This is a genomic window from Aeromonas sp. s1(2024) (assembly GCF_040908005.1).
Taxonomy (GTDB): domain Bacteria; phylum Pseudomonadota; class Gammaproteobacteria; order Enterobacterales; family Aeromonadaceae; genus Aeromonas; species Aeromonas caviae.
The window spans coordinates 87,215-107,161 of record NZ_JBFOCW010000019.1; the positions used below are offsets into that span (position 1 = coordinate 87,215).

Annotated in this window: 18 protein-coding genes; 15 read left to right on the forward strand and 3 right to left on the reverse strand. The window is 61.8% G+C overall.

The window, feature by feature from the left end; translation table 11 throughout:
• Positions 1 to 50 precede the first annotated feature (50 nt).
• The 3 genes from era to pdxJ all read left to right on the forward strand — a co-directional run bounded on the left by era (position 51) and on the right by pdxJ (position 2,556).
• Complete coding sequence (era, locus tag AB5Y70_RS05450; RefSeq protein ID WP_041211854.1) at positions 51 to 950, forward strand: GTPase Era; 900 nt, start codon at positions 51 to 53, stop codon at positions 948 to 950.
• Positions 951 to 1,661 (forward strand): DNA repair protein RecO, encoded by a 711-nt coding sequence (recO, locus tag AB5Y70_RS05455; protein WP_039040537.1) that lies wholly within the window; start codon positions 951 to 953, stop codon positions 1,659 to 1,661. It abuts the gene before it with no gap.
• 157 nt (positions 1,662 to 1,818) lie between these two features.
• Entirely contained in the window at positions 1,819 to 2,556 is a 738-nt protein-coding gene (pdxJ, locus tag AB5Y70_RS05460; RefSeq protein ID WP_010675636.1) for a pyridoxine 5'-phosphate synthase, read from the forward strand.
• 141 nt (positions 2,557 to 2,697) lie between these two features.
• Here the strand turns inward: pdxJ and AB5Y70_RS05465 are convergent, their stop codons facing one another.
• From AB5Y70_RS05465 to barA, 3 genes are all read right to left on the reverse strand, one after another.
• On the reverse strand, positions 2,698 to 3,588 hold the full coding sequence (locus tag AB5Y70_RS05465) for an N-acetylmuramoyl-L-alanine amidase (protein WP_161470273.1): 891 nt from the start codon (positions 3,586 to 3,588) through the stop codon (positions 2,698 to 2,700).
• Between the two features lie 32 nt (positions 3,589 to 3,620).
• The gene (locus AB5Y70_RS05470) at positions 3,621 to 4,106 is read right to left on the reverse strand and encodes a DUF1456 family protein (RefSeq protein WP_010675634.1); all 486 of its coding nucleotides are present in this window, start codon (positions 4,104 to 4,106) and stop codon (positions 3,621 to 3,623) included.
• 64 nt (positions 4,107 to 4,170) lie between these two features.
• Entirely contained in the window at positions 4,171 to 6,891 is a 2,721-nt protein-coding gene (barA, locus tag AB5Y70_RS05475) for a two-component sensor histidine kinase BarA (protein ID WP_052814802.1), read from the reverse strand.
• 269 nt (positions 6,892 to 7,160) lie between these two features.
• Between barA and rlmD the strand changes: the two genes are divergently transcribed.
• The 12 genes from rlmD to AB5Y70_RS05535 all read left to right on the forward strand — a co-directional run bounded on the left by rlmD (position 7,161) and on the right by AB5Y70_RS05535 (position 19,936).
• Positions 7,161 to 8,483, forward strand: a complete 1,323-nt coding sequence (gene rlmD, locus AB5Y70_RS05480; protein WP_134996888.1) for a 23S rRNA (uracil(1939)-C(5))-methyltransferase RlmD — start codon at positions 7,161 to 7,163, stop codon at positions 8,481 to 8,483.
• Between the two features lie 349 nt (positions 8,484 to 8,832).
• Positions 8,833 to 11,043, forward strand: a complete 2,211-nt coding sequence (gene relA / locus AB5Y70_RS05485) for a GTP diphosphokinase (RefSeq protein ID WP_010675631.1) — start codon at positions 8,833 to 8,835, stop codon at positions 11,041 to 11,043.
• Positions 11,044 to 11,214: 171 nt separating this feature from the next.
• Positions 11,215 to 12,012 (forward strand): nucleoside triphosphate pyrophosphohydrolase, encoded by a 798-nt coding sequence (gene mazG, locus AB5Y70_RS05490; RefSeq protein ID WP_049636102.1) that lies wholly within the window; start codon positions 11,215 to 11,217, stop codon positions 12,010 to 12,012.
• Between the two features lie 141 nt (positions 12,013 to 12,153).
• Positions 12,154 to 13,791, forward strand: a complete 1,638-nt coding sequence (pyrG, locus tag AB5Y70_RS05495) for a glutamine hydrolyzing CTP synthase (RefSeq protein ID WP_010675629.1) — start codon at positions 12,154 to 12,156, stop codon at positions 13,789 to 13,791.
• An 89-nt stretch (positions 13,792 to 13,880) separates the two neighbouring features.
• A complete protein-coding gene (eno, locus tag AB5Y70_RS05500; protein ID WP_043154803.1) occupies positions 13,881 to 15,182 on the forward strand; it encodes a phosphopyruvate hydratase in 1,302 nt (433 codons plus the stop codon).
• Between the two features lie 177 nt (positions 15,183 to 15,359).
• Positions 15,360 to 15,677, forward strand: coding sequence for a cell division protein FtsB (gene ftsB, locus AB5Y70_RS05505; protein WP_010675628.1), 318 nt, complete (start codon positions 15,360 to 15,362; stop codon positions 15,675 to 15,677).
• Positions 15,670 to 16,401, forward strand: coding sequence for a 2-C-methyl-D-erythritol 4-phosphate cytidylyltransferase (ispD, locus tag AB5Y70_RS05510; RefSeq protein ID WP_043154802.1), 732 nt, complete (start codon positions 15,670 to 15,672; stop codon positions 16,399 to 16,401). Before ftsB ends, ispD begins: the two co-directional genes overlap by 8 nt.
• A gap of 58 nt (positions 16,402 to 16,459) precedes the next feature.
• Positions 16,460 to 16,936, forward strand: a complete 477-nt coding sequence (gene ispF, locus AB5Y70_RS05515; protein ID WP_043154801.1) for a 2-C-methyl-D-erythritol 2,4-cyclodiphosphate synthase — start codon at positions 16,460 to 16,462, stop codon at positions 16,934 to 16,936.
• Positions 16,936 to 17,994 carry a tRNA pseudouridine(13) synthase TruD gene (truD, locus tag AB5Y70_RS05520; protein ID WP_043154863.1) on the forward strand — a complete coding sequence of 353 codons (1,059 nt, stop codon included), beginning with the start codon at positions 16,936 to 16,938 and terminating at the stop codon, positions 17,992 to 17,994. Before ispF ends, truD begins: the two co-directional genes overlap by 1 nt.
• Positions 17,975 to 18,736: a 5'/3'-nucleotidase SurE gene (gene surE, locus AB5Y70_RS05525; RefSeq protein WP_041211067.1), complete on the forward strand. Its 762-nt coding sequence runs from the start codon at positions 17,975 to 17,977 to the stop codon at positions 18,734 to 18,736. The genes truD and surE overlap by 20 nt, the downstream gene beginning before the upstream one ends.
• Before the next feature lie 4 nt (positions 18,737 to 18,740).
• Positions 18,741 to 19,358 (forward strand): protein-L-isoaspartate(D-aspartate) O-methyltransferase, encoded by a 618-nt coding sequence (locus AB5Y70_RS05530; RefSeq protein ID WP_010675623.1) that lies wholly within the window; start codon positions 18,741 to 18,743, stop codon positions 19,356 to 19,358.
• Positions 19,355 to 19,936 (forward strand): YqaA family protein, encoded by a 582-nt coding sequence (locus tag AB5Y70_RS05535; protein WP_010675622.1) that lies wholly within the window; start codon positions 19,355 to 19,357, stop codon positions 19,934 to 19,936. The genes AB5Y70_RS05530 and AB5Y70_RS05535 overlap by 4 nt, the downstream gene beginning before the upstream one ends.
• The last annotated feature ends 11 nt before the right edge of the window (positions 19,937 to 19,947 follow it).

The window sequence follows — 19,947 nt, forward strand, 5'->3', positions numbered from 1 at the left end:
GATCCGGCACTGTGCGCTCTTTTCACTCCATCAGCATTGGGAACGCGGTCATGACAGATACCACTTATTGCGGCTTTGTCGCCATCGTGGGCCGCCCCAACGTGGGCAAGTCCACCCTGCTCAACAAGTTGCTCGGCCAGAAGGTCAGCATCACCTCGAAGAAGCCCCAGACTACCCGTCACCGGATCCTGGGGATCGACACCGAGGAGAACCATCAGACCATCTATGTGGATACCCCGGGTCTGCACATCGAGGAGAAGCGGGCCATCAACCGCCTGATGAACCGCGCCGCCACCAGTTCCCTGGGGGACGTGGCCATGGTGGTGTTCGTGGTGGACGGCACCCACTGGACCAAGGATGACGAGATGGTGCTGGGCAAGCTGCGCCACCTCAAGTGCCCCGTGGTGCTGGCGGTCAACAAGATCGACAACGTCAAGGAGAAAGAGGATCTGCTGCCGCACCTCGAGTGGCTGGGTCAGCAGATGAACTTTGCCCACATCCTGCCCATCAGCGCCGAGAAGGGCACCAACGTGGAGAAGATCCGCGAGTGGGCCAAGGATCTGCTGCCGGAGAACGTCCACTTCTTCCCGGAAGATTACGTGACCGACCGTTCTTCCCGCTTCATGGCCTCCGAGATCATCCGCGAGAAGCTGATGCGCTTCACCGGTGAGGAGCTGCCCTATTCGGTGACGGTGGAGATCGAGCGCTTCAAGGTGGAGGAGACCGGTCTCTACCACATCCACGGGCTCATCCTGGTGGAGCGCGAAGGCCAGAAAAAGATGGTCATCGGCAACAAGGGCGAGAAGATCAAGACCATCGGCACAGAGGCGCGCATCGACATGGAACGGCTGTTCCAGAACAAGGTGCATCTCGAGCTGTGGGTCAAGGTCAAGTCCGGCTGGGCCGACGACGAGCGGGCCCTGCGCAGCCTCGGGTATGGCGACGACTGATTGCTGACCCCGGCTTTCGTCATCCACAGTCGGCCCTATCGGGAGACCAGCCAGCTGGTCGAGGTCTTCACCCAGGATAGCGGTCGATTCACCCTGGTGGCTCGCGGTTCCCGCGGGCCACGCTCCTCTCTGAAGGGGCTGCTTCAGCCCTTCACCCTGCTCACCATTGCCTGGCGCGGCAAGGGGGATCTCAAGAACCTCACCCAGGTGGAGTGCCCGGATCACTCGTTGCGCCTCGGCGGGGATCGTCTCTTCTACGGCCTCTATCTCAACGAGCTGGTCTACTACCTGCTGGAAGCGCACACCCCCTTCCCCGAGGTGTTCGACGCCTATGCCCGTGCCATCATGGCCCTGGCGGACGGCGAGACCCCGGAGCTGCCCCTGCGCCGCTTCGAGTTCCTGCTGCTGCAGGCCCTGGGCTACGCGGTGGACTTCGAATATGCCGCGGACGACGACTCCCCCATCGACCCCACCCTGCTCTACGGCTTCGAGCGGGAGCTCGGCTTTGTCGCTTGCGAGCGGGCGCCGGATCCCCGTACCCTGTTCCTCGGCGCCCACCTGCTGGCCTTCGCCGAGGGGCGTTTTGACACGCCTCCCTTGCTGCAGGCGGCCAAGCGTTTCAGCCGACTGGCGCTGCAGCCCTATCTCGGCAAGCGTCAACTGAAGAGCAGGGAGCTCTTTTTGAAGCGAAAAGGCAGTGTTTCAAGCTGATTTTTATTATCTGGTGATGTTTTGTGTTTATGACATCGCCTTTCATGAACAATAATGCTGTCGCCGCGACCAGAACCGGCCTGCGGCGGCACATGGACAGAGGAGCGGGCTCCACCCGCTCCGGCATTCACAGATGACCTGTATCAAGGAGTAAGCAATGAGCGAGATCTACCTGGGTGTGAACATCGACCATATCGCCACCCTGCGCAACGCCCGCGGCACCCAGTATCCGGATCCGGTACAGGCCGCCTTCGTGGCCGAGCAGGCCGGTGCCGATGGCATCACGGTCCACCTGCGGGAAGATCGCCGCCACATCACCGACCGGGACGTGGAGATCCTGCGCCAGACCATCCAGACCAGGATGAACCTGGAGATGGCGGTGACCGAGGAGATGATCGGCATCGCCTGCCGCATCAAGCCCCACTTCGTCTGCCTGGTGCCGGAGAAGCGCACCGAGGTGACCACCGAGGGTGGTCTGGACGTGGCGGGCCAGCTGGACAAGGTGACCGATGCGGTGACCCGCCTGGCCGCCGTGGGCGCCCAGGTGTCGCTCTTCATCGATGCGGATCCGTTGCAGATCGATGCGGCCGCCGCGAGCGGTGCTCCCTTCATCGAGATCCACACCGGCCGCTACGCCGATGCCACCACGGATGCCGAGCGCAACGCCGAGTTCAAGCGCATCGCAGCCGGAGCTTCCTACGCCGCTGGCAAGGGCTTGAAGGTCAATGCGGGCCACGGCCTGCACTACCACAACGTCAAGGCCATCGCCGCGATCCCCGAGCTCTATGAGCTCAACATCGGTCATGCCATCATCGGTCGCGCCGCCTTCGACGGTCTGGCCAAGGCGGTCAGCGACATGCGTGCGCTGATGCAGGAAGCCCGTCAGGGGATCTGATGCCGCTTCGCAGGTATGAAAACCACAAGGGACGCTTCGGCGTCCCTTGTGGTTTTCAGGAGTGGAAGGCGGGGTGAACCCCGTGCTCATCTGGCATGGGGCCGGGCATCCGTGTGCAGAGGGCGAAAGGGAAGGGGCGTCTCAGCCTGGTTCCGGGAAGTAGCGCTCCAGCAGGGCGGTGAGGATGGCCTGGCACTCGGCATCCGGCTCGCCGGTGACCAGGGCGGGGCGAAAGTGAAGCTGGAAGGCGCGCAGGACGGCGCGACTCTGCTCATCCCAGGCGCCGTGCTGGGGGAGGCCGTAGCCGTAACGGGCAAGCTGCTGCTGCCATTGCAGCGCATCCCAGGGGATGAGCTGCGTCTGGCGCAGCTCGGCCACCCGGGCCTCGTCGGGCCAGGCGCCGACACCGTAGCGCAGGGCGAGCTCGCGCCAGGGGAACCGGGGGCCGGGATCCTGCTTGCGCTCGGGGGCGACGTCGCTGTGGGCCAGCACCTGGGTGGGGGGGATCTGGTAGCGTTCGACCAGATCCCGGGCGAGGGCGCCGAGGGCGGCGATCTGGGCAGGAGGATAGGGTTGCCAGTGTCTCAGATGGGCGGGCAGGGCCGCGTCTTTCTCGTCATACCCGAGATTCACTATCTCGATGCCGAGCGAACTGGCGTTGAGCCCGGCGTAGTGATGCCAGCGACTGCGTCCGGCGTGCCAGGCCCGCTGGCTGTCGGGCACCAGCTGGTAGACCGGGAACGGTTGCTCGTCGGTGTCGCGGGGGATCAGGTAGTGGGCGCTCACCTTGTGCTCCGGTTCGGTCAGCAGGCGTAGGGAGCGGGCATCCTCTTCATCCGTGTAGTGCAGGATGAGAAAGGCGATGCGTTCGTTCTGGCTGGCGCTCTGATGATCCTGGTTGAGACGATAGGGCGCAGGCTGGCAGGCGCCGAGCAGCAGGATGAGGGGCAGTGACCAGCGCCAGCGCGCCGCGAACCGGCACGCGCCGCCGCTCGCCGACGGGCGTGGAGTCAGCAGGCGGCGCCAGCCCATGGTCTAGCCTCGCACCTGGCCGGAGGCGGTCATCAGGGCCCGGGCCTGTATTTGGCGGTGAGGCCAATCAGGAAGTTGCGCAGGATCTGATCCCCGCAATCCTGATAGTGCTTGTGATCCCTGGCACGGAACAGGGCGCTCAGCTCGGACTTGGAGAGGTTGAAGTTCGCGAGCTTGAGGGTGCCCAGCATCTCCTCTTCCTTGTAGTTGAGGCCGATGCGCAGCTTGCGCAGGATCAGGTTGTTGTTGATCCGGTTCGGGATCACCTGGGGCGGGGCATCTTCCCGCACACCGCGGCGCAGGGCGATGAAGCCGTCGAGGAACTGGCTCAGTGCCGAGTCCGGGCAGGCGGCGAAGCCCGCTTCCTGTGCCTCGCCCTCTTCGGCCTCTTTCATCAGCCAGCCGTGCAACTGGGCATGGGTGATGGCCAGATTGCCCTTGGCAAAGATCTCGACCATCTGGTCGTTACTGATGCTGAGGGCATAGCGCAGGCGGCGCAGAATATCGTTGTTGGTCATGTTGACTCCTGTGGAAACGGCGCAGATGTTACCACCTGCCGCCTGTCCAGTCAGAAAAAGCGCCTCAGTCGGTCAGGGCCAGGTAGCGGGGGGCCTCCTGCCTCACCTGCTCCAGGGCATCCTGCAGCTCCAGCAATTCGGGTTCCAGATCGCTCACGGTGACCCCGTCGCGCAGCTGCTGCTCGAGCTGGGAGAGCAGGCGTTGCAGACCCGGCACCCCGGAGTAGGCGCAGCCACCGTTGAGGCGGTGGAGCTGGGCCAGCACGTCTGCATCGTCGGCACTCCCTTCCAGCGCCGCCGCCAGGATGGGCTCCACCTCGTCGAAGCTGGCCAGCAGCATGGTCAGCATCTCCCGGGCGAGGGCTGGCTTGCCGGCGGCCTGACGCACGGCGAGGGGCCAGTCTATCTGCTGATCCCCGTGATTCTGGTGCCGCCGGTGAGCGAAGTCGGTGATGAGCTGCGCCAGCATCCCCTCGTCGATGGGTTTGGCCAGGTAGTCGTCCATGCCCTGGCGAATGAGGCGCTCCCGCTCACCGGGAATGGCATGGGCGGTGACCGCGACGATGGGGGTCTCGGTGTTGAGGGAGTGGTGGCGGATCGCCTGGGTGGCGCTGATGCCGTCCATGACGGGCATCTGGATATCCATGAAGATGATGTCGAACGGCTGGCTCTGGGCCAGGTTGACCGCCTCCTTGCCGTTCTTGCACACCACCACCTCGGTCACCATCTCCTTGAGCATGGCGGCGATGAGCTTGAGGTTGGCGGCGTTGTCATCCACCGCAAGCACCTTGACAGCCTGCACGCTGCGCGGCGTCGGCGCGGGCAGGGGGGCACGGCGTACCGCCTCGGGGGAGAGCAGAGCGTGCAGCAACTTGCGATGGTTGATGGGCTTGGAGAGGCAGTGGACGGCGCCGTGGGCCAGCATGGCGTCGTAGAGGGCCGGCTCGTGGCTGCTGAGCAGCACTATGGTGTTCTGCTGGCCGTCCAGTCCGTCGAGACGGGCAATCACCTGCTGCGGGCTGTGCAGGGTGCTGCTGCCGATGAGCACCATGTCCTGGCTGCTCATCGGGGGCCACTCCTCGTCCACCGTCAGGGAGTGCACATCCAGGTGCCACTCTCCCAGCAGGGCAAGCAGGGAGGCGTGAGTGAAGGGATCCGGCTCCAGCAGCCAGACCCGCTTGCCCTGGATGCGATCCAGCGGAAGCCGCTCGCTCTGGGGCAGGGGCGAGACATCCAGATCCAGGTGGAACGAGAAGACCGACCCCTTGCCGAGTTCGGATTCGAAGCGGATCTGGCCCCCCATCTGCTGCACCAGCTTCTGGGTGATGACGAGCCCGAGCCCGGTGCCCCCATAGCGGCGGGAGATGGAGGAGTCTGCCTGGTTGAAGGCCTGGAACAACTGGCGCTGCTGCTCTTCCGAGATGCCGATGCCGGTATCGCGAATCAGCGCCCGCAGGCGCACCTTGTTGCCGTTCGATTCCCCGGTCTGCTCGACACGCACGTCCACGTTGCCGCGCTCGGTGAACTTGATGGCGTTGCCGGTGAGGTTGGTGAGCACCTGCTGCAGGCGCATGGGGTCGCCGGTGAGGTAGTCCGGCACGGCGGCATCCACCTGGAGGGAGAGTTCGAGCTGCTTGTCGTGGGCGCTCGGCCCCAGCAGGTGCATGGTCTCGTTGAGGGTGTCCCGCAGGCTGAAGGGGATGTGCTCGAGCTGCAGCTTGCCCGCCTCCAGCTTGGAGAAGTCGAGGATGTCGTTGATGATCCCAAGGAGGTTGCGTGCCGACTTCTCGATGGTCTGCATGTAGTCGGTCTGGCTCGGGGTCAGACTGGTCTTGAGCAGTTGGCGGGTGAAGCCGATGACCCCGTTGAGCGGGGTGCGCAGCTCGTGGGACATGTTGGCGAGAAACTCGGACTTGACCCTGGCCGCCTCCTGGGCGCGCTTCTTCGCCATGTCGAGCTCGACGTTCTGGATCTCGATCTGCTCGAGGGTCTCCCGCAGATCCGACGTCGCCTGATCGATGTTCTGCTGCATCTCCTCGTGATATTCGGAGAGCGCCTTGGCCATGGCGTTGATGCCGTTCTTGAGCATGTCCAGCTCGCCGGTGAGCTGGCCGCTGACCCGGGTATCGAGTCGCCCCTCCCTGATCCGGTGCACCGCCTGCACCATGTCGGTGATGGGCTGGGTCACGCTCTTGACCAGACGGAAGCCGAACAGGGCGCTGATGGCCAGCCCGATGAGCACGATGATGACCGCGAAGAAGGCGTCGCGGTACTGCAGGACGATGGCCCTGTCCGTGGCAAGTTGCATGGAGATGTAGCCGATGACCGGCGGCTCCAGATCGCTTGGCAGCGGGAAGCCGTCCAGGCTGGTCTCTGCCTGGATGGGGGTGCGCAGTATGATGTCATCGCCGTTGACGGAGACGCTGGTCAGGGCCGGGATGACGCTGCCGTCCGGCAGACGAAGCTGGCTGAAGTCCCTGTGGTAGTTGGACGTCACGAACAGCTGGTTCTCCTGGGTGAAGACGGCGATGGACTTGATGAAGGGCGAGTTCTTGCGATGGGTGAGCCCGATCAGCCGCTTGAGGGATTCGCGGCTGTGCTGTGTCATGCCGTATTCGCTGGCGATGGCCAGGGGCTCGATGATGTTGATGCCCTGATCGATGAGGTTGTTTTCCAGCTGCTGATAGCGGTGGAAGGTGAAATAGCCGGCGATGAGGCCGCCGATGATGAGGGTCGGCAAGATGGTGAAGGCCAGCACCCGGGCCCTGAGACCGTACTTGGTCATGCCGCCGACCCGCCTTTCGCAAGAGAAGCCATGACCCGGGGCGCATGCAGGCACCGGGGTCGGGCAGGCAATACAGTCACTGTCGCTGTACGGGGTCTCAGGCCGTATCCGGTCATATCAATGGGCCACTTTTGGTCAGAATGGACGATGGGGCGGATGCCGCGGCTGGGGCCCTCAGGCCGTATTTGGTCATACGATTATTCTTGTGGGACAATGGTCTGCCGCAGATTCCACAATCATGACATAGCCACCTATAGGCACCAAGTTTTATGGCCCAGTTTTTCAAGCCCCAAAAGAAATCCACCCAGCCCCAACGTATTGAATTTACGGTAGACAGTCTGGATCACCACTGTGTCGGCGTCGGCCGTCATCAGGGCAAGGCCATCTTCGTCGAAGGGGCGCTGCCCGGCGAGGCCATCAAGGCCCGCATCATCGACGACAAGAAGCACTATGCCCACGCCGCCCTGCAACAGGTGGTGACCCCGGCGGCCAACCGGGTCGCCCCCTTCTGCGACCACTATCGCGAGTGTGGCGGTTGCAGTGCCCAGCACCTGGGAGAGGGAGATCAACTGGCGGCCAAGGAGGCGGGACTGGTCAGCCTGTTCGAGCGCCTTGGCAACATCCAGGCGCCTACGCTGGCACCTGCGCTGACGGGAGAGTCCCGCGCCTACCGCCGGGTCTGCCGTCTGGCCATCAAGTTTGACAAGAACGGTCGCTGCACCCGGGTTGGCTTTCGTCGTCGCCAGTCGAACGATCTGGTAGAGATTGCCGGCTGCCCTGTGCTGGCCGAGCCCCTCTCCGCCCTTATCGCCCCTCTGCGCGAATGCCTCAACCGGCTGAAGAGCCAGCGCGAACTGGGCCATGCGGAACTCATTCAGGGGGAGCAGGGCATTCTGATGCTGCTGCGCCACACCGGTCGCCCCACCGAGGCGGATCGGGCGCACTTGACCGAGTTTGCCACCGCCCAGGGGATAGACCTCTATCTGCAGGCGGCGGACGAGCAGATCGAACCTCTGCGTCAACAGTCTCAGCCAAGTTACACGCTGGATGGCCTGTCTCTTGCATTCGCTCCCGGCGACTTCATCCAGGTCAACGGGCCCGTCAACCAGCGCATGGTGGAGCAGGCATTGAGCTGGCTCGACGCAGGTAAGGATGACAAGGTGCTGGACCTCTTCTGCGGCATCGGCAACTTCACCCTGCCGCTGGCCCGTCAGGCCCGCGAAGTGGTGGGGGTGGAAGGGGAGCTCGCCATGGTGACGCGTGCACAGGAGAATGCTCGCCGCAACGGCATCGACAACGCCCGCTTCTACAAGGCGGACTTGAGCGGCGACATCGTGGGCATGTCCTGGGCCCGGGAAGGGTTCGATCTGGTGCTGCTGGATCCGGCCAGACCCGGGGCGCTGGAGGTGATGAGCCACGTGGTGGCACTTTCCCCCAAACGGGTGGTCTATGTTTCCTGTAACCCGGTCACCCTGGCCCGTGACAGTCAGGTGCTGGTGCAGGGGGGCTACAAGCTGACCCGTCTGGGGATGCTGGACATGTTCCCCCACACTGGTCATCTGGAGTCCATGGCGCTGTTCGAACGGGGCTGAGTCGAGGCGACCGCATTATTCTGGATGAATCAAGATGCGGTCGTGATGATTTTTCGATGTGCATGATGCTGCCAGAGTGAGGTAAAACAGGTGTTTCTCGCTGCCTTCAACGGGCAGGGCAGCATGCGGTTATCTTGGTTTTCCAGCGGCGGCAGCGCTGTTTGAGCGGGAGTGATTAGGGTAATCTAGGTCGTCGATAGTGGATCGGATGCGGGGAAGAGCCCTGTCACCTTGCGCGGTGACATGCCTTGAAAACTCTTTCATGCATCCCCATTTGAGGCAGTCATCAGTTGATGAGGGGATGAGGAGAGCATCGGCTTTCGACCCCACACTTTTAAGGATTGATACCATGGTTGCGGTGCGCGATATTCATTTGAAAGACAATTTCACTCTGGATGAGTGGGTCAGTTCCCTTACCCTGAGTGAAAGTGACAAGAATCAGCTGCGAACCGTCTACCAGTATTGCCTGACCCTGGGTGACGAAGCGCTCACCAACCGCCTGCTGGTGCGCGGGGTCGAGATGGTGGGCATCCTGCTGATGCTCAGCATGGATCTCGCCACCCTCAAGGCCGCCATTCTCTATCCCTTCGTCGAAGCCGGTCTCATCAGCCAGGAAAAGGTGAACGAGGACTTCGGCCCCAAGATCGCCAAGCTGGTGGAAGGGGTGCTGGAGATGGAGGCCATCCGCTCCCTGCAAACCCTTCACCGCAGCGAAACCTCGCCGGAGCAGGTGGACAACGTGCGCCGCATGCTGCTCGCCATGGTCGAGGACGTGCGCGCCGTGGTCATCAAGCTGGCGGAGCGCATCGCCTGCCTGCGTGAGGCGAAGAAGGCGGATGAGGAGACCCGGGTGCTGATGGCCCAGGAGATCACCAACATCTATGCCCCCCTTGCGAACCGCCTCGGTATCGGTCAGCTCAAGTGGGAGCTCGAGGATCTCGCCTTCCGCTACCTGCACCCGGACACCTACAAGCAGATCGCCAAGCAACTGGACGAGAAACGGCTCGACCGCGAGCGCTACATCCGTGAATTCGTGCAGTCTCTGCGCGATGCCCTGGCCGAGGCCGGCGTCGAGGCCGAGGTCTATGGCCGACCGAAACACATCTACAGCATCTGGCGCAAGATGCAGAAGAAGCACCTCGAATTCAACGAGCTGTTCGATGTGCGCGCGGTGCGGGTGATCACCAAGCGGCTGCAGGATTGCTACGCGGCGCTCGGTATCGTTCACACCCATTTCCACCATATTCCCCGCGAATTTGACGACTATGTCGCCAACCCCAAGCCCAATGGCTACCAGTCCATCCACACCGTGGTGGTGGGGGAGGAGGGCAAGACGGTGGAGATCCAGATCCGTACCGAGCAGATGCATCAGGATGCGGAGCTCGGTGTGGCCGCGCACTGGCGCTACAAGGAAGGGGCCCAGGCCGCTGCGAAGACCAGCACCTTCGAAGACAAGATCGAATGGCTGCGCAAACTCCTCGCCTGGCAGGAGGATCTCTCGGAGAGCGGCTCCTTGCTGGACGATCTGCGCAGTCAGGTGTTCGAGGACAGGGTTTATGTCTTCACTCCCAAGGGCGATGTCATCGACCTGCCGGCAGGGGCGACGCCGCTCGACTTCGCCTATCACGTGCACAGCATGATCGGTCACCGCTGCATCGGCACCAAGATCGACGGTCGTATCGTGCCCTTCACCTATACGCTGCAGACCGGCGACCAGGTGGAGGTGATCACCCAGAAGGAGCCGAACCCGAGCCGCGACTGGATGAACCCGAACGCCGGCTTCCTGCGCTCCAGCCGGGCGCGGGCCAAGGTGGCCACCTGGTTCAGAAAGCTGGACCGGGACAAGAACATCGCCGCCGGCAAGGAGCTGCTGGAGAAAGAGCTGGACAGACACAACCTCACCCTCTCCAAGGTGGACAAGGTAGTGCTGGAGCGCTTCCATGCGGAGGAGCTGGAAGATTTGCTGGCCGGTATCGGCAGCGGCGACATCCGCATCAACCAGCTGCTCAATTATCTGGATACCCGCTACAACAAGCCGACGGCGGAAGAAGAAGATCGCCGTCTGCTGGAGAAGCTGGAGCAGAAGGCCAATGTGCCCTTCCGCCCCAAACCCAAGGATCACATAGTAGTGGAAGGGGTGGGCAACCTGATGACTCACATCGCCCGCTGCTGCCAGCCCATCCCGGGGGACGCCATCCAGGGCTTCATCACCATGGGACGGGGGGTTTCCATCCACCGGGAGGATTGCGAGCAGCTCAAGGAGCTGTCGCGTCGCAACCCGGAGCGCTTGATCGATGCGGTCTGGGGGGAGAACTACTCCGGCGGTTACGGTCTCACCATCCGCATTCTCTCCAACGACAGATCCGGCCTGCTGCGCGACATCACCACCGTGCTCGCCAACGAGAAGATCAACGTGATGGGAGTGCGTTCGCGCTCCAACGTGCGCGAGCAGACCGCCGAAATAGACATGGAGCTGGAGATTTACAACATCAACGCCTTCAACCGGGCGTTGGCCAAGCTCAGTCAGCTCAACGACGTGATCAGCGCCAAGCGGCTGTAATGCTCAACCGACCGGCCCCAGTGGCCGGTCTGCATTTTCTCCCTCCTTGCAGAGCATTGAAGACGGATATCACGCGCCCCATCTCCGTCCGCCATGGCTCCACATCATGTGGAACAGTGGCGTGAGCGGATATTGATGAACCCCATTTACCGAATCGAAAGTGAGTTACCCATGTCCCAACGCTACGACCTTCCCCAACTGCTCGACATCATGGCCAGATTGCGTGACCCGAACGGGGGCTGCCCCTGGGATCTCAAGCAGAGCTTCCAGACCATAGTGCCGCACACCCTGGAGGAGGCCTACGAGGTGGCGGATGCCATCGAGAGCGAAGATTGGCAAGGGCTGAAGGGGGAGCTCGGTGATCTGCTGTTCCAGGTCGTGTTCTATGCCCAGCTCGGCAAGGAGCAGGGATTGTTCGACTTTGCCGACATCGTCGATACCGTGAGCGAGAAGCTCATTCGCCGCCACCCCCATGTCTTCTCCGATGCCGACCTGGGTGACGAGCAGGCGGTCAAAGCGAACTGGGAGGCGGAAAAGGCCAAAGAGCGTGCGGCGCTCGACAAGGAGAGCGTGCTGGACGATATCCCCCTCTCCCTGCCTGCCCTGACCCGGGCAGCCAAGATCCAGAAGCGCTGCGCTACCGTCGGTTTTGACTGGAAGACGCTGGGGCCCGTGGTGGACAAGATCCACGAGGAGATCGACGAGGTGATGGAAGAGGCGTTGATGGCGGATGTGGACGAGGGGCGGGTGAGCGACGAGCTTGGTGATCTCTTGTTCGCCACAGTCAACCTGGTGCGCCATCTGGGCAAGGATCCCGAGCAGGTGCTGAGGGCTGCCAACACCAAGTTTGAGCGTCGTTTTCGTCAGGTTGAACACTTTATTGCCGCAGAAGGTCTGAAAATGACGGATTGCTCCCTGGAGAAGCTGGACGAGGCCTGGGACAAGGCCAAGGAAACCGAGCAAAGTTGATTTGGCGCAAGACGGGGCGGCGGGGAGCCTGATAGATTTTTGTTCATTGTTTGGGAGTGGGGGTTTTGGTATACTGTTTCCCCGTCCTGCTTCATCCCCGAAGCACCCCTTAAAATTCCCTAAACTTCTTTCAGGTTCAGCATGACGACCAAATATATTTTTGTGACTGGTGGCGTTGTTTCATCCCTCGGCAAAGGCATTGCCGCAGCTTCTCTGGCAGCCATTCTGGAAGCCCGTGGTCTGGATGTGACCATCATGAAACTGGACCCGTACATCAACGTGGATCCGGGCACCATGAGCCCGACCCAGCATGGTGAAGTGTTCGTAACCGAGGACGGGGCCGAAACCGATCTGGATTTGGGCCACTACGAGCGTTTCATCCGCACCAAGATGACCCGCCGCAACAATTTCACCACCGGCCGCATTTATGCGGACGTGCTGCGCAAGGAGCGTCGTGGTGACTATCTGGGCGCCACCATCCAGGTGATCCCGCACATCACCAACGCCATCAAGGAGCGGGTGATTGCCGGTGCCGAAGGCCATCAGGTTGCCATCGTCGAAGTGGGCGGTACCGTGGGCGACATCGAGTCCCTGCCGTTCCTTGAAGCCATTCGTCAGCTGGCGGCCATCGTGGGTCGCAACAATGCCATGTTCATGCACCTGACCCTGGTTCCTTACCTGGCCGCCGCCGGCGAGGTGAAGACCAAGCCGACCCAGCACTCCGTGAAGGAGCTGCTCTCCATCGGTATCCAGCCGGATGTGCTGATCTGCCGCTCCGACCGCGCCATTCCGGCCAACGAGCGTGCCAAGATCGCCCTGTTCTGCAACGTGCCCGAGCGCGCCGTCATCTCCATGAAGGATGTCGACTCCATCTACAAGATCCCGGCGCTGCTGAAATCCCAGGGGCTGGACGGCTACATCACCGAGCGCTTCGGCATCGAGTGCAAAGAAGCCGACCTGGCCGAGTGGGAACAGGTCATCTATGAAGAGGCCAACCCGACTGCCGAAGTCACCATCGGCATGGTGGGCAAGTATGTCTCTCTGCCGGACGCCTACAAGTCCGTCAACGAAGCGCTCAAGCACGGTGGCCTGAAGACCCGTCTCTCCGTCAACATCAAGTACATCGACTCCCAGGACATCGAGACCCGTGGCGCCGAGCTGCTGGAAGGTCTGGATGCGATCCTGGTACCGGGTGGCTTCGGCGAACGCGGCGTGGAAGGCAAGATTCTGGCCGCCAAATATGCCCGCGAGAACAAGATCCCGTACCTCGGTATCTGCCTGGGCATGCAGGTTGCCTTGATCGAATACGCCCGCAACGTGGCGGGCATGGAAGGGGCTCACTCCTCCGAGTTCAAGAAAGACAGCCCGTTCCCCGTGGTCGGTCTCATCACCGAGTGGGTGGATGATGAAGGCAACGTCGAGACCCGGACCGAGAAGTCCGATCTGGGCGGCACCATGCGTCTGGGCTCCCAGCTCTGCCACCTGGTGGAAGATTCCAAGGTCCGTCAGATGTACGGCAGCCCGACCATTTACGAGCGCCACCGTCACCGTTATGAAGTGAACAACAAGCTGCTGCCGCAGATTGAAGCGGCAGGTCTGAAGGTGACCGGTCTCTCCGCCGACAAGAAGCTGGTGGAAATCATCGAGATCCCGGATCACCCCTGGTTCGTGGCCGCGCAGTTCCACCCGGAGTTCACCTCGACTCCCCGTGATGGCCACGCCCTGTTCGCCGGTTTTGTGAAGGCGGCGGGCGAGTATCAGAAGCGTAATTTGAAGTAATTGAAAATAAATGCGGTTGGGGCTCTGTGCCACAGCCGCTTTTTTTGGCATATTTTTGTTGTTTTTTTACGAAACCTGAGGAAATACACATGTCCAAGATCGTTAAAGTGATCGGTCGTGAAATCATCGACTCCCGTGGTAACCCGACCGTTGAGGCCGAAGTTCACCTGGAAGGTGGTTTTGTTGGTATGGCAGCCGCTCCGTCTGGCGCGTCCACCGGTTCCCGCGAAGCGCTGGAACTGCGTGACGGCGACAAGAGCCGTTTCCTGGGTAAAGGCGTGCTGAAAGCCATCGAAGCCGTCAACGGCCCGATCGCTCAGGCTCTGCTGGGTAAAGATGCCAAGGACCAGGCCACTGTCGACCAGATCATGATCGACCTCGACGGTACCGAGAACAAATCCAAGTTCGGCGCCAACGCCATCCTGGCTGTTTCCCTGGCCAACGCCAAAGCTGCCGCTGCTGCCAAAGGCATGCCGCTGTACGCCCACATCGCCGAGCTGAATGGCACCCCGGGTGTCTACTCCATGCCGCTGCCCATGATGAACATCATCAACGGTGGTGAGCACGCCGACAACAACGTCGACATCCAGGAGTTCATGATCCAGCCGGTTGGCGCCAAGACCCTGAAAGAAGCCGTTCGCATGGGCGCAGAAGTGTTCCACAACCTGGCCAAAGTGCTGAAGTCCAAGGGCTACAACACTGCCGTCGGTGACGAAGGTGGTTTCGCTCCGAACCTGAAATCCAACGCCGAAGCGCTGGAAGTGATCGCTGAAGCTGTTGCCGCTGCCGGTTACAAACTGGGCACCGACATCACCCTGGCCATGGACTGCGCTGCGTCCGAGTTCTACGACGCAGAGAAGAAAGAGTACAACCTGAAGGGCGAAGGTCGTATCTTCACCTCCAACGGTTTCTCCGACTTCCTGGCTGACCTGACCACCAAGTTCCCGATCGTCTCCATCGAAGATGGCCTGGACGAATCCGACTGGGAAGGCTTCGCCTACCAGACCGCCGAACTGGGCAAGAAAATCCAGATCGTGGGTGACGACCTGTTCGTAACCAACACCAAGATCCTGAAGCGCGGTATCGACAACGGCATCGCCAACTCCATCCTGATCAAGTTCAACCAGATCGGTTCCCTGACCGAAACTCTGGCTGCCATCAAGATGGCCAAAGACGCTGGCTACACTGCCGTCATCTCCCACCGTTCCGGTGAGACCGAAGACGCGACCATCGCCGACCTGGCTGTGGGTACCGCTGCTGGCCAGATCAAGACCGGTTCCATGAGCCGTTCTGACCGTGTTGCCAAGTACAACCAGCTGATCCGTATCGAAGAAGCCCTGGGTGCCAAGGCTCCGTTCCGTGGTCTGAAAGAAGTGAAGAACCAGGCTTAATTTTCGCCTGCGTTCATGCTTCACAAAGCCCCGCCATCTGGCGGGGCTTTTTCGTTCTGCGCTTATGGGCGTGTGCGACCTGCATTTTTTATTCCGACCAACCCATCCGGCACACAGGCTTTCTTTTGTCTTGCCTGCGAATATGGGAAACTAGGCCGCTTGAAGGAGACTCAGTGCATGCGGCTACTCACTCTTATCCTGCTCCTCCTGTTGGGAGGGCTGCAATATGACCTCTGGCTGGGGAAAAACGGCCTCTCCGACTATCGGGAACTCTCCACCGCCATCGAGCGGCAGCAACAGGACAACCTGGTACTCAAGGATCGCAACAGTCTGATTTACCGGGAAATCGACGATCTTACCTCTGGCCTTGAGGCCATCGAGGAGTTGTCGCGCAACGATCTTGGCTATATCAAGCAGGGCGAGACCTTCTACCGAATCATTCCCAAAGAAAAGGATCAGGTGACGGAGCCTGATGGTGCCCCCTACGATGACTGATAGCCTGAGCGGCCTGACCGCCATCGTCCCGGCTGCCGGTATTGGTAGTCGCATGGGGGCCAGTTGCCCCAAGCAGTACCTGTCCCTGGCAGGGAAATGCATTCTGGAGCACACCCTGGAGCGTTTGCTCTCCCATCCCGCCATCGCCCGTGTGATCGTGGCGCTGGCGCCCCACGACAGCTGGTTTGAGACCTTGACCGTGGCCACTGACCCGCGGGTGCTGCGAGTGGAAGGGGGAAGCGAGCGCGCCTTCTCCGTGCTCAATGCGTTGCACGTGGCAGAAGGGGAGTGGGCACTGGTGCATGACGCCGCCCGGCCCTGTCTGACCCATGAGGATCTCGATGCGCTCATTGTTGCCGCCATGGCCTCTGGCGGTGCCATCCTCGGCAGCCGGGTGCGCGATACCATGAAGCGCACCGATGCGGCCGGCAATATCCTCGCCACCGTGGATCGCGAGCAGCTCTGGCATGCCCTGACGCCCCAGATGTTTTTGGTCCGCCCCCTCAAGCGGGCGCTGGAGGAGGGGCTGGCGCTCGGCGCTGCCATCACCGATGAAGCCTCCGCCATGGAACGCGCCGGTTTCCCCGTGCGCATGGTGGAAGGGCGGGCCGACAACATCAAGGTGACCCGGCCGGAAGATCTCTCCCTGGCCGGGCTCTATTTACAGCAACAACGTGCGTGCCGGTCGGCACGACCCGATTCATCCCCAGAGGAGCAGGCATGATCCGCACCGGACATGGTTTTGATGAGACAGATTTCCGTGTATTGAGGAGGGCGCAGGCATGATGCGGATCGGACATGGTTTTGATGTTCACAAGTTTGGCGGGGTCGGCCCCTGCATGCTGGGCGGGGTGGCGGTGCCCTATGAACAGGGCCTGCTGGCCCACTCCGATGGCGACGTGGTGTTGCATGCGGTGAGCGATGCCCTGCTGGGGGCCATCGGCGCCGGTGACATCGGCCGCCACTTTCCCGATACCTCAGCCGAATTCAAGGGCATCGACAGCCGCATCCTGCTGCGGGATGTCTTTGCCCGCGTGCAGCGCGCAGGTTATGCCATCGGCAACCTGGATGTGACCATCATCGCCCAGGCCCCCAAGATGGCCCCCCATATCGACGCCATGTGCGCCGTGCTGGCCGCGGATCTGCAATGTGATTTGAACCGGGTGAACGTCAAGGCGACCACCACCGAACAACTCGGATTCACGGGGCGCAAGGAAGGGATCGCCACCGAAGCCGTCGTCTTGCTGGTGAAACAATGATGCTTGAACAACTTGCCTATCTGCACGGGACGCCCACTGCTCGCGGCATCCTCAAGGCCGAGGCCGCCGACTTCGTGGTCAATGAAGATCTCGGGTTTGCACCTTGCGGCGAGGGGGAACACATCTTCGTCCGGGTACGCAAAACTGGCGAGAATACCGCCTGGGTGGCTGGCCTGCTGGCCGATGCGGCCGGGGTTGCCCGCAATGCAGTGACCTGGGCTGGTCTGAAAGATCGCCATGCGGTGACCGAACAGTGGTTCGGCATCCATCTGCCGGGCAAGGGCGAGCCGGATCTCTCGGTCATCGAGAACGACAACATCCGGATCCTTGAGGTGAAGCGCCACAACAAGAAGCTGCGGGTCGGCTATCTCAAGGGCAACCACTTCACCCTGCGTCTCACCGGGCTGGAGCAGGCCGACGGGCTGGAATCCCGTTTGCAGGCGATAGCAACCCAGGGGGTGCCCAACTACTACGGCGAGCAGCGTTTCGGCCGAGGTGGCAACAACCTGGAGGCCGCCAAGGCGATGTTCGCCGGCAAACGGATCAAGGATCGCAACAAGCGCTCCCTCTATCTGTCCGCCGCCCGCAGCATGCTGTTCAATGCCATCGTCAGCGCCCGCATCGAGCAGGGACTGGCCCATCAGCTGCTGGCAGGCGACTGCGTGATGCTCAAGGGCAGCCACTCCATCTTCAGCGAAGAGAGCGTGACTCCCGAGCTGGAGGCACGCCTTGCCTCCGGAGACGTGCAGCTGACCGCTCCCCAGTGGGGCCGTGGCCGTCTGGCGAGCCAGGGCGCGGCTGCCGAGTTCGAGCAAGAAGTGCTGGCTCCTTATGGTGACTGGTGCGAAGGACTGGAGAAAGCCGGGCTGGATCAGGACAGGCGTCCGCTGCTGCTCAAGCCGGAGCAGATGAGCTGGCAACGGGAGGGCGAGGTGCTGACCCTGTCGTTCTTCCTGCCTGCCGGTGCCTTTGCCACCAGCGTGGTACGAGAGTTAATGCTGGCCGAAGAGGCCGATCACGGTTTCAGGAACTCAACCGATGCGAATTCTGGTCAGTAATGACGATGGGGTACACGCCGAGGGCATTCGCGCCCTCAGCGAGGCGTTGCGTGCCTGTGGCGAGGTCGTGGTGGTGGCACCGGATCGCAACCGCAGCGGTGCCAGCCACTCCCTGACGCTGGAAGTACCGCTGCGGGTCACCCGCCTCGATGCGTCCAGTTTTCACGGCATCAAGAGTTATGCGGTCAAGGGGACGCCGACCGACTGCGTTCATCTGGCGGTCAACGAACTGTTGCGCCCTGAGCCCGACATGGTGGTGGCCGGTATCAATCACGGGGCCAACCTGGGGGATGACGTCATCTACTCGGGGACGGTGGCGGCCGCGACGGAAGGGCGTCATCTTGGTTTCCCCTCCATCGCCGTTTCGCTGGTGGGCAAGACTCATTTCGCCAGTGCGGCCCACTACGCCGCCCAGCTGGTGCGGGGGCTGATGGTGCATCCGTTGCCTGCGGATCAGATCCTCAACGTGAATGTGCCGGACCTGCCGCTCGAGCAGATCAAGGGGATCAGGGTGACTCGTCTTGGCAATCGCCACCGGGCGGAGTCGGTGATCCGCACCGAGGATCCCCGTGGTCAGCCCGTCTACTGGATTGGCCCCCCCGGCAACCAGCAGGATGCGGGAGAGGGAACGGACTTTGCCGCCATCGAGCAGGGTTATGTCTCCATCACTCCCCTGACCATCGACATGACGGCCTACGGCAGTCTGTCGACCCTGGGCGCGTGGCTGGATCTGCAGGGATGACGTTGTGATAGTACAGCGCCTGTTGAATCAACTGATTGCCCAGGATGTCCGCGATTTCCGCGTATTGGCGGCGATTGCGAAGGTGCCGCGCCAGCTGTTCGTGGATGAGGCCATGGCCCACAAGGCCTGGGACAATACGGCCCTGCCTATCGGCCATGGGCAGACCATCTCCCAGCCTTACATCGTGGCGCGCATGACCGAGCTGCTGATCCAGAACGATCCAGCCCATGTGCTGGAGATCGGGACGGGATCGGGCTACCAGACGGCGGTACTGGCCCACTTGGTGGAGCATGTCTACACCATGGAGCGGATCAAGTCGCTGCAGTTTCAGGCCCGGCGTAGATTGCGCCAGCTCGATCTGCACAATGTGTCGGCCAAGCACGGCAATGGGTGGCTAGGTTGGCCCAACAAGGGCCCTTTCGACGCCATTCTGGTGACTGCGGCGGCCAGTGAGGTCCCCAAGGCCCTGACCGATCAGCTGGCTGACGGTGGTCGTCTGGTGTTGCCGGTGGGTGATGGTCAGCAGACCCTGCAGCTCATCGAGCGATCGGGCTCCCAGCTCACCAGCCGGATCCTGGAGCCGGTACGTTTCGTTCCCCTGATTGACGGAGATGTCGAGTGAAGTTGTTTTCCCGCCTTTATGTTCTGGTGATGCAGTGGGCACGCCACAAGTATGCCCCCTGGTATCTGGCCATCACCGCCTTTATTGAATCCATCTTCTGGCCCATCCCGGTGGATGTGATGCTGGCACCCATGGCGCTCGGCAAACCTCATCGCGCCTGGCACTATGCCGCGCTGGCCACTCTCTTTTCGGTGCTGGGCGCCCTGTTTGGTTATCTGCTCGGCTATGCCCTGTGGGAGCCAGTGGTGCAGCCGCTGGTGACCTCGGTTGGCTATGAGGACAAGATTGCCCTGGCCGAGCAGTGGTTCGCGCAGTGGGGCATCTGGGTTATTTTTATTGCCAGCTTCACGCCGATCCCCTACAAGGTGTTTACCGTCACGGCTGGCTTGCTCCACATGGCACTGTTGCCTTTCATCCTGACCTCGCTGATCGGTCGTGGCATGCGCTTCTTCCTGGTTGCAGGTCTGATGCGCTGGGGCGGCGAGAAGATGGAGCGCAAGCTGATGCACTATGTGGATGTGCTGGGCTGGCTCTGTATTGGTTTGGCCGTTGCGGCCTATTTCTGGTTTAGTCGTTAAGGATCCACTAT